At 70.6% G+C, this 13,377-nt stretch carries 13 protein-coding genes; 6 read left to right on the top strand and 7 right to left on the bottom strand.

Features of this window, described 5'->3' with window-relative positions; genetic code table 11:
- Nucleotides 1-2: 2 nt before the first annotated feature.
- Both PGN37_RS08315 and sucB read right to left on the bottom strand, forming a co-directional pair.
- A complete protein-coding gene (locus PGN37_RS08315) occupies nt 3-920 on the bottom strand; it encodes a TIGR01777 family oxidoreductase (RefSeq protein ID WP_335330541.1) in 918 nt (305 codons plus the stop codon).
- A gap of 6 nt (nt 921-926) precedes the next feature.
- The gene (gene sucB, locus PGN37_RS08310) at nt 927-2,744 is read right to left on the bottom strand and encodes a 2-oxoglutarate dehydrogenase, E2 component, dihydrolipoamide succinyltransferase (RefSeq protein ID WP_335330540.1); all 1,818 of its coding nucleotides are present in this window, start codon (nt 2,742-2,744) and stop codon (nt 927-929) included.
- A 166-nt stretch (nt 2,745-2,910) separates the two neighbouring features.
- Between sucB and PGN37_RS08305 the strand changes: the two genes are divergently transcribed.
- Together PGN37_RS08305 and PGN37_RS08300 are read left to right on the top strand one after the other, a co-directional pair.
- A complete protein-coding gene (locus PGN37_RS08305) occupies nt 2,911-3,261 on the top strand; it encodes an oxidoreductase (protein ID WP_335330539.1) in 351 nt (116 codons plus the stop codon).
- A gap of 4 nt (nt 3,262-3,265) precedes the next feature.
- Complete coding sequence (locus tag PGN37_RS08300; protein ID WP_335330538.1) at nt 3,266-4,606, top strand: SDR family oxidoreductase; 1,341 nt, start codon at nt 3,266-3,268, stop codon at nt 4,604-4,606.
- Between the two features lie 40 nt (nt 4,607-4,646).
- On the opposite strand, the gene PGN37_RS08295 is transcribed toward PGN37_RS08300, so the two are convergent.
- Entirely contained in the window at nt 4,647-6,167 is a 1,521-nt protein-coding gene (locus tag PGN37_RS08295) for a leucyl aminopeptidase (RefSeq protein ID WP_335330537.1), read from the bottom strand.
- 28 nt (nt 6,168-6,195) lie between these two features.
- Here PGN37_RS08295 and gcvT point away from each other — a divergent pair, with 28 nt between their 5' ends.
- Nucleotides 6,196-7,305 (top strand): glycine cleavage system aminomethyltransferase GcvT, encoded by a 1,110-nt coding sequence (gcvT, locus tag PGN37_RS08290; protein ID WP_335330536.1) that lies wholly within the window; start codon nt 6,196-6,198, stop codon nt 7,303-7,305.
- Between the two features lie 32 nt (nt 7,306-7,337).
- Nucleotides 7,338-8,441 carry a branched-chain amino acid aminotransferase gene (locus PGN37_RS08285; RefSeq protein WP_335330535.1) on the top strand — a complete coding sequence of 368 codons (1,104 nt, stop codon included), beginning with the start codon at nt 7,338-7,340 and terminating at the stop codon, nt 8,439-8,441.
- Here the strand turns inward: PGN37_RS08285 and PGN37_RS08280 are convergent.
- Genes PGN37_RS08280 through PGN37_RS08270 form a run of 3 tightly spaced genes read right to left on the bottom strand, consistent with a single transcriptional unit; the run spans nt 8,438 to nt 10,904 of the window.
- Nucleotides 8,438-9,169 (bottom strand): adenosylcobinamide-GDP ribazoletransferase, encoded by a 732-nt coding sequence (locus tag PGN37_RS08280; RefSeq protein ID WP_335330534.1) that lies wholly within the window; start codon nt 9,167-9,169, stop codon nt 8,438-8,440. The two genes, PGN37_RS08285 and PGN37_RS08280, sit on opposite strands and share 4 nt — an antisense overlap.
- A gap of 2 nt (nt 9,170-9,171) precedes the next feature.
- A complete protein-coding gene (gene cobT / locus PGN37_RS08275; protein ID WP_335330533.1) occupies nt 9,172-10,215 on the bottom strand; it encodes a nicotinate-nucleotide--dimethylbenzimidazole phosphoribosyltransferase in 1,044 nt (347 codons plus the stop codon).
- An 8-nt stretch (nt 10,216-10,223) separates the two neighbouring features.
- Nucleotides 10,224-10,904: a DUF3043 domain-containing protein gene (locus PGN37_RS08270; protein ID WP_335330532.1), complete on the bottom strand. Its 681-nt coding sequence runs from the start codon at nt 10,902-10,904 to the stop codon at nt 10,224-10,226.
- A gap of 79 nt (nt 10,905-10,983) precedes the next feature.
- Between PGN37_RS08270 and PGN37_RS08265 the strand changes: the two genes are divergently transcribed.
- Both PGN37_RS08265 and PGN37_RS08260 read left to right on the top strand, forming a co-directional pair.
- Complete coding sequence (locus PGN37_RS08265; RefSeq protein WP_335330531.1) at nt 10,984-12,057, top strand: glycerate kinase family protein; 1,074 nt, start codon at nt 10,984-10,986, stop codon at nt 12,055-12,057.
- A gap of 109 nt (nt 12,058-12,166) precedes the next feature.
- The gene (locus PGN37_RS08260) at nt 12,167-12,544 is read left to right on the top strand and encodes a HesB/IscA family protein (RefSeq protein ID WP_335330530.1); all 378 of its coding nucleotides are present in this window, start codon (nt 12,167-12,169) and stop codon (nt 12,542-12,544) included.
- A gap of 1 nt (nt 12,545) precedes the next feature.
- On the opposite strand, the gene PGN37_RS08255 is transcribed toward PGN37_RS08260, so the two are convergent.
- Nucleotides 12,546-13,214: an Rv0361 family membrane protein gene (locus PGN37_RS08255; protein WP_335330529.1), complete on the bottom strand. Its 669-nt coding sequence runs from the start codon at nt 13,212-13,214 to the stop codon at nt 12,546-12,548.
- Nucleotides 13,215-13,377: the final 163 nt, after the last annotated feature.

The following is a 13,377-nucleotide window of genomic DNA, read 5'->3' as shown; positions in this document are numbered from 1 at the left end:
CGTTACTCACGGCTGCCAGCGGTGGCGAACCTCAACGCTTCACCGATCGTGTTGTGGTGGAACCGGAAGCCGGCGTCCTCGAGTGCGGCCGGGATCGCACGCTGGCCGCCCAACACACCCTCGTCGGCGAACTCGCCGAGGACAGTGCGTAACGCGAACCCGGGCACCACGAACGGCGTCGGCCGATTCACGGTGCGGCCCAGCGCGGTGGTGAACTCCGCGTTGGTGACTGGGGCTGGCCCCGTGAAGTTCACCGGCCCCGCCAGCTCGTCGTGGCTGATCGCGAACAGCAGAGCGCGGATCTGGTCCTCCAGGCTGATCCACGACATGTACTGGCGTCCGTTGCCCAGCCGTGCACCCAGGCCGAGTGAGAACAACGGGCGGATGCGGCCGAGCATGCCACCCGAGGGCGACATCACCAGGCCCGTCCGGGGCAGGACGACGCGCACTCCCTCCCGGGCCGCGACCATCGTCGCCGCCTCCCAGTCCACGGTGAGTCGAGCCAGGAACGTCCGACCGGGAGCGGCGGTCTCGTCGACGGGCCGAGAGCCGGTGTCGCCGTAGTAGCCGACCGCGCTGGCGTTGACCAGCACCGGCACCCCGGCCTCCACGACGGCGCGGGAGAGCACCTCGGTGGGGCCGATGCGGCTGTCGCGCAGGCTCTGCTTGAACGCGCCCGACCACCGCTTCTCACCGACGTTGACACCGCACATGTTCACCACGGCAGACACGCCGTCCAGGGCGTTCGCGTCGAACTCCCCGGTGTCGGGGTTCCAGTACACCTCGTCGGCGTTCGACGGCGCGCGTCGCACGATGCGGATCACCCGGTGATCTGCCGAGCGCAGCGCATACACCAGCGCCGTCCCGATCACACCGGATGAACCCGCAATCGCGATGACCGAATCCGGGAGCAGAGACACCGTCGTCTACAACCCCAGGTCGGCCTCGAAAGCACCTTCTTCGAGACGCCGTTTGATCGTGGTGACGAATCGGCCGGCGTCGGCGCCGTCGATGAGGCGGTGATCGTAGGTCAGCGGCAGGTAGCTCACCGAGCGCACACCGATCGACTCGTTGCCGAACTCGTCGACGATCACGCGCGGCCGCTTGACGATCGCGCCCGTGCCCAGCATCGCCGCCTGCGGCGGCACCAGGATCGGGGTGTCGAACAGCGCGCCCTGGCTGCCGATGTTGGTGATCGTGAACGTGCCACCGGAGAGCTCGTCGGGCTTGAGATCGCCCGAGCGGGCCCGCGCGGCGATGTCGGCGATGGCCCGTGCCAGCCCACCCAGCGACAGGTCCCCGGCGTTCTTGATCACCGGCGAGAGCAGGCCCTGATCGGTGTCCACCGCGAAGCCGAGATGCTCGGCGTCGTAGTAGGTGATCTCCTTGGAGTCCTCGTTGTAGCTCGCGTTGACGTTCGGGTGCAGCTTGAGTGCGTCGATGACCGCCCGCGCGATGAACGGCAGGTAGGTCAGGTTGACGCCCTCGCGCTCGCTGAAGCCGGCCTTCGCCTTGGCCCGCAGCGACACGATCTTCGTCATGTCGACTTCGTGCACCTGGGTGAGCTGCGCGGTGGTCTGCAGCGACTCCCGAGTCTTCTTCGCGGTGATCTGCCGGATCCGGTTGGCCTTTTGCTTGGTGCCGCGCAGATGTGCCAGCGCGCCCTCGGGTGCCGGTGCCGGCGCGGACGTCTTGCCCGGGGCCTCGGCTGCCGGGGCCGGCTTCGACTCCTCGGCCGGCTTCTTGGCTGCCTCCGCCGCCGCCAGCACGTCCTGCTTACGGATGCGGCCGCCGACGCCGGTGCCCTTCACCGACGACAGGTCGACGCTGTGCTCGTTGGCCAGCTTGCGCACCAGCGGGGTCACGTAGGGACCCGAATCACCGGACGACGAGTCTGCTGCCGGCTCGGGCTCCTTCTTGGGTTCGGGTTTGGATTCCTTCTTCGGCTCCGGCTTGGGTTCGGGCTTGGATTCCTGCTTCGGCTCTTTCTTGGGCTCCGGTTCGGGCTCGGGCTCCGGCTCCGGTTCGGGCTCGGGCTCCGGTTCGGGCTCCGGCTCGGGCTCGGGCTCCGGCTCGGGCTCAGGCTCGGGTTCGCTGTCGGCCTCGCTGGCGTCGCCGATCTTGGCGAGCTCTCCGCCGACCTCGACGGTGTCGTCTTCCTCAGCCGTGATGGACAGCAGCGTGCCGGCGACCGGAGACGGGATCTCGGTGTCGACCTTGTCGGTGGAGACCTCGACGAGCGGCTCGTCGACCTCCACGCTGTCGCCGACCTCTTTGAGCCAGCGCGTCACGGTGCCCTCGGTCACCGACTCGCCGAGCTCCGGCATCAGCACGGGTGTGGACTTGCCCGATCCGCCCGACGACTTCTTGGGCTCGGGCTTGTCCTCAGGCTCGTCGGCGGGCTCCTCGGCCGGCGCCTCGGCCTCGGGCTCGTCGGCCTCGGGCTCCTCGGCCGGCTCCTCGTCGGAGCTGTCGCTGTCGTCACTACCGCTGTCGTCGGACTCGTCCGCGTCGCCGATCACGGCCAGCTCGCCGCCGACCTCGACGGTGTCGTCCTCCTGGGCGACGATCTTCTTCAACACCCCGGACGCGGGGGACGGGATCTCGGTGTCGACCTTGTCCGTCGACACCTCCAACAGCGGCTCGTCCTCCTCGACCGTGTCACCCTCCTGCTTCAGCCAGCGGGTGACAGTCCCTTCGGTAACGCTCTCTCCGAGTGCGGGCATCTGGACGGAGATGGCCATAGTGTCGTGGCTCCCTTGCACGGTCGTTCGTGGTCGATTTCACGGTCTCGAGGTGTCGTTCCCCATCCTGTCACGTCCGATGCGACGTTTCGCCGCAGACGCGTGCACCGACCGCTCTGGCACTATCGAAAGCGAGGGGTGCGGCCGTGGGAAGGAGCGACCCCAGGTGGGATTGTTCGACGCGCTGAAGAGCCGACGTCGTGGTGCTCGTGCCGGCACCGACCCGGCAGCCGATCTGCGCTACCTGCAGCAATGGGTCGCCGAGCACACCGGCGTCGAGGCGTTCATAGAACCCAAGACAACCGTGACCGACGTGACCGTGGTGCTGGTGGCCGCCGACGGTGAATGGACCCGACGCCGCGCAGGCGGCTACGCGGGCGCGCGCAAGCTGTCCGACCGGTTGAAGATCCCCGTCTACGACGTGCAGAAGGTCGGCTACCCGCAGCGCATGCGCGACTACGACGAGCGTCGCCGCATCGAGCGCAAACGCGCCGCCCGCGAGGAGTTGGACCGCTAGTAGCGTGCGGCTCGTGAACACCGACGAGCCGACCATCGTGGCGGTCCACGCCCACCCCGACTCGCCCCGCCTCTGGGATGGCATGGCAGCGCTGCTGGACGGTGCGCGCGTCCTGCACACCGACACGGCCGGCCTGGCCGCTGCCCTCGCCGCGCAGCGTCCCGTCCACGTCGTCGCGCACGGGCGCGCAGTGGCCGCGGTCTGGGACGCCCTGGCACGACCCGGTGCCGCGGTGGCGTCGGTGACGGTCTCGGAGCGGGGTCGGCGACGGTTCGAACGGCGCCCCACGGGGCCAGCGCGTCGCGTCGACGTCCCCGTCCAACTGATCGCTCCCGCCGGGGGCGCCGACGATCTCACCGCGACGGTGCCGCGCCTGTGGCGGCGTGAGGTCGCCACCGGGCAGCCCGCCCCGGACACCCACCCCGAGCTGTTCGCCCGCGCGGTGCGCCAGTTAGTCGAACACCTCGACGGCGCCCCCGCGGCCCGGGAGTTGAGGCGCGCCGAGGTGCGGCGGTCGCGGCGGCCGTTCGACGACACGCTGGTCTCCGTCACCGGCGCAGGCAGCGGCATCGGCCGCGAGACCGCGCTGGCATTCGCCCGCGACGGTGCCGAGCTGATCATCAGCGACGTGGATGCCGACGGACTGGCCGAAACCGCCCGCCGGCTCACCGAGGCCGGCGCGACCGCGCACCACTACCTCGTCGACGTGGCGGACGCAGCAGCCGTCGAAGCGTTCGCCGACGAGGTCTGCGGCGAGCACGGAGTGCCCGACATCGTGATCAACAACGCCGGCGTCGGGCATGCCGGCTACTTCCTCGACACCCCCGCCGAGGAGTTCGATCGCGTGCTCGACATCAACTTCGGCGGCGTCGTCAACGGCTGTCGCTCCTTCGGACGGCGGCTCGTCGAACGGGGCACCGGCGGACACATCGTCAACATCGCCTCGATGGCGTCCTACACCCCGGTCAACATGATGAACGCCTACTGCACGTCCAAGGCCGCGGTATTCATGTTCTCCGATTGCCTTCGCGCAGAGCTGGATTCAGCCGGCATCGGGGTCACCACCATCTGCCCGGGAGTGATCGGCACCAACATCGTCGACACCACCCGCTTCTCGCTGCCCGACTCACGTCGCGGAGAGACCGAGGCGCTGCGGGCGCGCGCCCGGCGCGGCTTCTCGCTGCGCCGCTACGGGCCCGACAAGGTGGCCCGCGCGATCGTCGCCGCCGTCCGCAAGAACAAGGCCGTCGAGCCGGTCACGCTCGAAGCTCGCGCGGTGTACGCGATCGCCCACGCCGCACCGCCGGCCATGCGCAGCGCCGCCCGCGGCGGCAACTTCGTCTGAGGCTCGCTGCTCAGCCGTTGAGAGCTCAGCCGTTGACCGCTCAGCCGTTTACTGCGATGTCCTCGAGGACCGCGAACATCGTCCGCGTCGGCACACCGGTACCGCCCTTGGGCGTGTAACCCCACGGCCCGCCCGAGTTGTAGGCCGGCACGGCGACGTCGATGTGCGCCCAGGCCACGCCGTCGGCGACGAACTCCCGCAGATACGTGCCGGCCACCAGCATTCCGGCGTTGCGCGACGCGCTCACGTTCGCCAGATCCGCCACCGTCGACTTGAGGTCGTCCTTCAACTCCTCGGGAAGTGGCATCGCCCAACCGTTCTCGCCCACCGACTGAGAGATCTCGGCAACCCGGTCGCGGAACTCGTCGCTACCCATCACCCCGGGCGTGCGTGCACCGAGCGCGACCATCTGCGCCCCGGTCAGCGTCGACGTCTCGATCAGGTAGTCGGGCTCGTCCTCGCAGGCGCGCACGATCGCGTCGGCCAGGATCAGCCGGCCCTCGGCGTCGGTGTTGAGCACCTCGACCGTGATGCCGCCGTACTGGGTCAACACGTCGCCGGGCCGCTGCGCGGTGCCCGACGGCATGTTCTCGGCCATCGGCACCGTCGCGATCACGTCGATCGGCAGGCGCAGGCGGGCAGCCAGCACCACGGTCGCGATCACCGCGGCCGCGCCACCCATGTCGGAGGTCATGTGATGCATATTGGCTGCCGGCTTGATCGAGATACCGCCGGTGTCGAACGTGATGCCCTTGCCGACCAGGGCCACAGTCTTGGCCTTGCGGCCCTTACCGCCGCGATGCGCCAGGCGCACCAGCCGCGGCAGCCGGGATGAGCCCTTGCCCACGCCGATGATGCCGCCGTACCCGCCCTTGGTCAGCGCCTTGTCGTCGAGCACCTCCACCTCGAGACCGGCATCCTCGCCCAAAGCCCTTGCGCGCTTGGCGAATTCGTCAGGGAAAAGGTGGCTCGGGGGAGTGTTGACGAAATCGCGGGCCGTGTTGACGGCCGTCGCGATGGCCTCGCCGCGTGCGGCAGCCTCCTTGGTGGCCGACTTGGTGTCCGCGGCCAGCGCCGTGATCGTGCGCAGGCCGGCGTCTTTCGGCGCGGTCTTGTCGCTGCGGAACTCTGAGAAGCGGTAGGAACCCAGGATCAGACCTTCGACGGCGGCTTCGGTGTCCAGCACCGACAGCGTGGTCAGCACCGACTCCACGCCGGTGAGCGAGCGCGCGGCCGCACCGGCGGCTCGCCGGATCGTCTCGGCCGGGTACTCGTCGCGGCTCTTGCCCAGTCCGACGGCGAGCACACTGCCCACGGGCAACGACGCCACCGGAATGCGGGTCACCTGTTCTGCTCCGCCCTTGGCGCCGAGTGCGGCCAGGCCGGCCTCGATCTCGGCGACTGCGCCGGAGTCCAGGTGCTGGGTGGCGACGAGCTTGGCCACCGGCTCATCCCCGACGCTCACGACCGGCACTATCAGCACCGACGAGGTGACCTTGCGCTTGGGCAGCGCGCTGGCGACGGTGACGGCGGGGGACTGGTAACCGACTGGGGTGCTCACGGGCATTCACCCTAGCCACTGCCTACTAATGTGGTTCGGCGTGAGTGACACACCGTTGACCGGCCCCCTCGAAGACCGGCACCGCGAGCTCGGAGCCACCTTCGCCGAATTCGGGGGCTGGCTCATGCCGGTGTCCTACACAGGCACCGTCGCCGAGCACACCGCCACCCGCACGACGGTCGGCCTGTTCGACGTCAGCCACCTCGGCAAGGCGCTGGTCACCGGCCCGGGCGCGGCCTCCTACGTCAACGCCGCCTTCACCAACGACCTCGGCCGCATCGGCCCGGGCAAGGCGCAGTACACGCTGTGCTGCACCGACGACGGCGGGGTGATCGACGATCTGATCGCCTACTACGTCTCCGACGAAGAGATCTTCCTCGTGCCCAATGCCGCCAACACCGCCGACGTCGTCGCCGCGCTGATCGAGCGCGCACCGGCCGGGGTGACGGTCACCGACGAGCACCGGTCGCGCGCCGTGCTCGCCGTGCAGGGGCCCCGCTCGGGCGACGTGGTCGGCGGCCTCGGGCTGCCGACCGACATGGACTACATGGGGTACGCCGACGCGGTGTTCGACGGCGTCGACGTTCGGGTGTGCCGCACCGGCTACACCGGTGAGCACGGCTACGAGCTGCTGCCGACATGGGATCAGGCCGGGGTGGTCTTCGACGCGCTGGTCGAGAAGGTGCGGGCCGCGGGCGGTGAGCTCGCCGGGCTCGGTGCTCGCGACACGCTACGCACCGAGATGGGTTATCCGCTGCACGGCCACGAACTCTCGCGCGACATCTCGCCGCTGCAGGCGCGCTGCGGGTGGGCGGTCGGCTGGAAGAAAGACGCCTTCTGGGGGCGTGATGCCTTGCTCGCAGAAAAGGACGCGGGGCCGCGGCGCACGCTGCGCGGCCTGCGCGCCGTCGGCCGCGGCGTGCTGCGCGGCGAGCTGACCGTGCTCGACGGCGACACCCCCGTCGGCGTCACCACGTCCGGAACGTTCTCTCCCACACTCAAAGTCGGCATCGCGCTGGCGCTGATCGACACCGCCGCCGGCGTCGCCGACGGCGCCCGGGTGACGGTGGACGTGCGGGGCCGCGCGGTCGAGTGTGAGGTGGTCAAACCCCCGTTCGTGGACACCCGCACGCGATAAATCTCTTTCCAGGCGGTTATACAATCGCCTGCATGACTGAAGGCCTCTCGTTCACCGTCGATCGCACCGCGAATCCGGCGAGTGACGAGGTACGGGCCCAGGTGCTCGCCAACCCCGGCTTCGGGAAGTACTTCACCGATCACATGGTGTCGGTCGACTACACGGCCGACCGCGGTTGGCACGACGCCCGGGTGCTGCCCTACGGGCCCATCGCGATCGACCCCTCGGCGGTCGTCCTGCACTACGCGCAGGAGATCTTCGAAGGGCTCAAGGCCTACCGCTGGAACGACGGCTCCATCGTCTCGTTCCGGCCGGAAGCCAACGCGGCACGGCTGCAGACCTCGGCGCGCCGGCTCGCGATCCCCGAGCTGCCCAGCGAGGTGTTCCTCGAGTCGCTGCGTCAGCTCATCGCGGTGGACGGGCAGTGGGTCCCGCCGGCCGGGGGTGAGGAGTCGCTCTACCTGCGGCCGTTCGTCATCGCGACCGAACCGGGTCTGGGCGTGCGCCCCGCCGACCAGTATCGCTACCTGGTCATCGGTTCACCGGCCGGCGCGTACTTCCCGCGAGGCATCAAGCCCGTCAGCGTGTGGCTGTCCCACGAGTACGTGCGTGCCTCGCCGGGTGGCACCGGCGCGGCGAAGTTCGGCGGCAACTACGCGGCATCGCTGCTCGCGCAGGCCGAGGCCGCCGATCACGGGTGCGACCAGGTGGTGTGGCTCGACGCGATCGAGCGCCGTTACGTCGAGGAGATGGGCGGGATGAACCTGTTCTTCGTCTTCGGCAGCGGGGGCACCGCGCGGCTGGTCACCCCCGAGCTGTCGGGTTCGCTGCTGCCCGGTATCACGCGGGACTCGTTGCTGCAGTTGGCCACTGACGCCGGCTTCGCGGTCGAGGAGCGCAAGATCGATGTCGACGAGTGGCAGAAGAAGGCCGCCGCCGGCGAGATCACCGAGGTGTTCGCCTGCGGTACCGCCGCCGTCATCACCCCGGTCTCCCACGTCAAGCACAGCGACGGCGAATTCACGATCGCCGACGGGGAACCCGGTGAGATCACGATGGCGCTGCGCGACACGCTCACCGGTATCCAGCGCGGCACCTTCGCCGACACCCACGGCTGGATGACGCGACTGGGCTAGCGGATCGCCAGCCCTACCGCGGCGATCGTGGTGGTCACCTCGACGGCGGCGCCCAGCACGTCGCCGGTGATCCCGCCGAAGCGGCGCACGCAGTGCGCCACCAGCCCCGTCGCGGCGGCCACCGCAAGGATCACCACGAGCGGACCCTGCCAGAGGGTGCCGCAGACCGGCGCGGCGGCCGCTGCGGTGCACGCCACCCAGCCCCAGCCCAGCCAGGCCGGCTGCGTCCCCGCGACCGCGCCGCCCAGCATGCTGCCCGGTGCCGCGGGCACGCCGCGCCGGCACGCCAGCACCGCCGCGACGCGTCCCGCCGCGACCGCGATCACCACGGCTGCCCAGCCTGCCTGCGCGAATGCGAGCGCCTGGATCAGGATCGTCGTCGCCACGGCGGCCACCCCGAACGGGCCTGCCGTGCCTTCCCGCATCACGGCGAGCGCGCGGTCAGGCGGGCCGTAGCAGCCCAGCGCGTCGGTGGTGTCGGCGAGGCCGTCGATGTGCAGGCCGCGGGTCGCCAGCAGCAGTGTCGCCACCACCAGAGCACCCGCCAGGGGACTGCCCGCGCCGAACGCCCAGAATCCCGCCGCCAGCACCGCCGCGGCCACCCCGCCCAACGCCGCGCCGGCGACGGGCAGCGCGGTGATGACCCCCCTGCCGACGAGGCCCGTGCGCGCCGCCGGGACCGGCAGGATCGTCGCGAACGCGAAAGCGCCTGCCAGTGAACGGATCACGGTCAGCCCTCGGAGATCCCGGCCTCTTCGAACGTGGCCATCGATGCGAGCGTCGCGACTGCGGCACGCAGCACCGGCAACGCCACCAGAGCGCCCGAGCCCTCGCCGAGGCGCATCCCGAGATCGATGATCGGGGTCAGCCCCAACTCCGTGAGTGCCATACCGTGCGCCGGCTCGGTGGAGCGGTGCCCGGCCTGCCACCACAGCTTGGCGCCGGGCGCCAGCCGCTCGGCCGCCAGGGCCGCCGCGGTCACCACGACACCGTCGAGCAGCACCGGGGTGCGCCGGAGCGCGGCCTGGGCGCAGAAACCCGTCATCGCCGCGAGATCGGCGCCGCCGCAGATGCGCAGCAGCGCAATCGGATCCGCGGACAGCCGTTTGGTGCGGTAGAGCGCGTCGCGGATCGCGGCGGTCTTGCGCGCCCAGCCGGCGTCGTCGACCCCGGTGCCCCGGCCGACCACGGCGACCGGTTCGGCCCCGGTCAGGGCGGCCACCAATGTGGTGGCCGGCGTCGTGTTGCCGATGCCCATGTCGCCTGCGATCAGCAGGTCCGCGCCGGCGTCGACCTCCTCGTCGGCGATGCGACGGCCGGCCTCGATGGCAGCGACGACCTCGTCGGGGCTCAGTGCGTCCTCCACGGCGATGTTGCCGCTCGAGCGGCGCACTTTGTGCGCGCCGACAGCGGGTGACAACGGCTCGTCGGTGTCGACTGCGATGTCGACGACGCGCACGCCCGCGTCGGCGAGGGCGGCGAGTACGTTGACCGCGGCGCCACCCGCGGCGAAGTTCGCCATCATCGCCGCGGTGACCTCGGCCGGATAGGCGGACACCCCCGCCGCGGTGACGCCGTGGTCACCGGCGAACACCACCACCCGGGCCCGCTCGAATTGCTGTGGTGGGCAACTGCTTTGGCACGAGGCGACCCAGACGGAGAGGTCCTCGAGGCGGCCCAGTGCCCCAGTGGGTTTGGTCAATTGCGCCTGCCGGGCCCGCGCGGCGGCAGCCGCGTCGGGATCCGGGGCCGCGATCTCAGGGAAGTAGGACACCGACGGCGTCAGTCGATTTTCGTACCGCGCTCGACCTGCGGGCGCGGCGCGCGCATCCGTCGGAGTTGCGACGCGCGGCTGGCGGCGTAGAAGCCGAGCTTCCATCCGGATTCGGTGTTGCCGGGGAACTTCTGGTCCACCAGCCGGTTCGCCCGGCGGCCCAGGAAGAAGCCGTCGACGACCATGATCAGGACCAGCACCAGCATCGCCGGGGAGATCAGCTGCTGCACCTGCACCGACGGCACCGCCAGCATGACCAGGATGAGTCCCAGCGCCGACGGCATGAAAAGACCGAGGATGTTGCGCCGGGAGTCGACCAGATCGCGCACGTAGCGGCGCACCGGGCCTTTGTCGCGGGGCAGCAGGTAGGCGTCGTCGCCGGCCATCATCTTCTCGCGGCGCTCCGACATGGAGGCGCGGCGCTCGAGCTTCTCGGCTTTGCGCTCCTCGCGTGAGAGCTTCGGGCCGCGCAGCTTCTTGCGGCGCCGGCGAGCCTCGGCGCTGGTCATCGGAGCCGGCGCGACCGGCCCCCGGCGACGGCTCGCGTCGTTGCGTTTCGGTGTGGGCTTGCCTTTGGGCGCCGTCGTCACGCGCCCACTCGGCGCGGCCTGGGCGACTGTGTCGTCGGCGGAGGTCGAACCCGGCCGATCATCCCCGGAGTCGTCGTTCTTACGGCCCAGCAGTTTCACACGTGCCAGGTTACTTCGCGCGGGTCCGAACGACGCAGCCCGCCGTGCAGCACCCTCGGCCGCGACTTAATCTGCCGGGATGAACCGGACGATGACCCGGACCGTCCTGATCGCGCCGGACTCCTTCGGCGACAGCCTGACCGCTGTCGCCGCGGCCCGCGCCATCGCGACCGGATGGGGCAGCGCACGGCCAGACGATCAGCTCATCCAAGCGCCGCAGTCCGACGGCGGGCCCGGCTTCGTCGATGTGCTGGCCAGCCGGCTGGGTGAGCGCCGCACCGCGCGGGTCAGCGGACCACTGGACGTCGACGTCGACGCCGACTGGGTGTTCGACCCGGGCCCGCCGGCCACCGCCTACATCGAATGCGCGCAGGCGTGTGGACTGGCGCTGCTCGGCGGCGCACCCACGGTCCGCACCGCCGTCGACGCCCACACCCGCGGGGTCGGAGCATTGGTCGCCGCCGCGCTGGACGCGGGGGCGCGCCGGATCGTCGTCGGGCTCGGCGGCAGCGGCAGCACCGACGGCGGACGCGGCATGATCGAGGCGCTCGGCGGGCTGACCGCCGCGCGAGACCTGCTGGCCGGGATCGACCTCATCGCCGCCAGTGACGTCGAACACCCGCTGCTCGGAACCCGCGGCGCCGCCGCGGTGTTCGGGCCCCAGAAAGGCGCCGATCCGGCCACGGTCGACGCACTCGAGGAGCGGCTGACGGCGTGGGCACAGCAGCTCGACGAGACCGCCGGCCGAGCGGTCCGCGACGAGCCGGGAGCGGGTGCGGCCGGCGGCCTGGGCGCGGCACTGCTCGCGCTCGGGGCGCGGCGCGAATCCGGGGCGGCGATCATCGCCGAGCACACCGGCCTGGCCGCCGATCTCGACGCCGCGGACCTCGTCATCACCGGTGAGGGTCGCTTCGACGACCAATCGCTGCACGGCAAGGTGGTCAGCGCGCTGGCCGCGGGAGCGGGTCGACGGGGCGTGCCGGTGCTCGTCATCGCAGGTCAGGTCACACTGTCGGAGGAGGAGCGCAGCGCCGCGGGCATCGCGGCAGCCCACTCGATCGCCGAGCACGCCGGCTCGGTGCGCCGAGCCATCGACGAGGCGGCCGAGCAGCTCACCAACCTCGCCGCCGCGGTCGCCGCCGCATGGACATAGGTGGGGAATAGGGTTGGACCGCGGGAATACCGTTCGAACGAGGTACCGTTGAGCACGTGGGGTCACGGCGTTGTTGGCCTCACCCACGAACATCCACACAGGAGTATTCATGACTGTTCAGGACGAGTCGGCAGTGCAGGCAGGACAGGCCACCGACGCCCAACACGGCGTGATCCTGACGGAGGCCGCGGCGAGCAAGGCGAAAGCGCTGCTCGACCAGGAGGGGCGCGACGACCTGGCGCTGCGGATCGCGGTGCAGCCGGGCGGCTGCGCGGGCCTGCGCTACAACCTGTTCTTCGACGACCGCGCCCTCGACGGTGACCTCACCGTCGAGTTCGGCGGGGTCAACCTCACCGTGGACCGGATGAGCGCCCCCTACGTGCAGGGTGCCAGCATCGACTTCGTCGACACGATCGAGAAGCAGGGGTTCACCATCGACAACCCCAACGCCACCGGCTCGTGCGCCTGCGGCGACTCCTTCAACTGAGCTAGTACTGGCCTGCCGTGCGCGGCAGGTAGGAGCACACCAGCACGTCGTTGTCGACCGAGACCAGCTGAGCGATCGCCTGCTCGTCGGCATCGGCGGGCCGGGTGCTCGACGAGCGACTCTCCGGTGTCACCTTCATCGTGAACAGCACCTGGGCCTGCGTCGGCGACGACAGCACCATTTTGTCGATCGACGTCACCTGGGCGCTGCTGTACTGCTTGCGGAACGCGTCGCTGGACAGGCTCGCCAACGCGAGATCCGAGCGGCGTTCCTTCACTGCGTCGAACAACCCGCACAGGCTGTGGCGCGCCACCGTCTCCGCATCGCCGCCCGACAGTGCGTCGAGATAGTTCTGGATCGCTGCGCGCGCCGACGACTCGGTCAGTGCGCCGCCGGGGGAGCTGTCACCGTCACCGCGGGTGAGAGCCACCGCGGTCACGACGCCGGCCACCGCGAGCACCGCGACGACAGCCGCCACGATCGCCACCCAGCGCCGCTTGCGCGGAGGGTAGGGCACCGGCGGCGGCAGCGCGCCCGGATAGGCGGCGGCGAAGCCCGAATCGGGGTAGGGCTGGGGCTGAGCCTGGGGGTGCGGCTGGCCGTAACCTCCGGGGTAGTCCTGCGGTCCTGCTGGTCCGGCTCCGTAGTGGGGCGGGTAGGGACCAGTCATACATGAGCTCCCGGGCAGGTCGGTGGATTGCGTCGGTGGATTGTGTTGCCTCTACAGTGGCCCAGTAGGGGCACTCATAGGCAGGTTAGCGCACGTGCGCAGGCTGCTCCGGTCGGCGAAGACTCCGCCGACGAGACCCAGCTAGGGTGTCTGACGACTTCAC

This window comes from Mycobacterium kyogaense (genome assembly GCF_036946525.1).
GTDB lineage: Bacteria > Actinomycetota > Actinomycetes > Mycobacteriales > Mycobacteriaceae > Mycobacterium > Mycobacterium kyogaense_A.
Note: the sequence above shows the minus strand (reverse complement) of the source record. Positions and strands in the feature narration are given on the sequence as shown.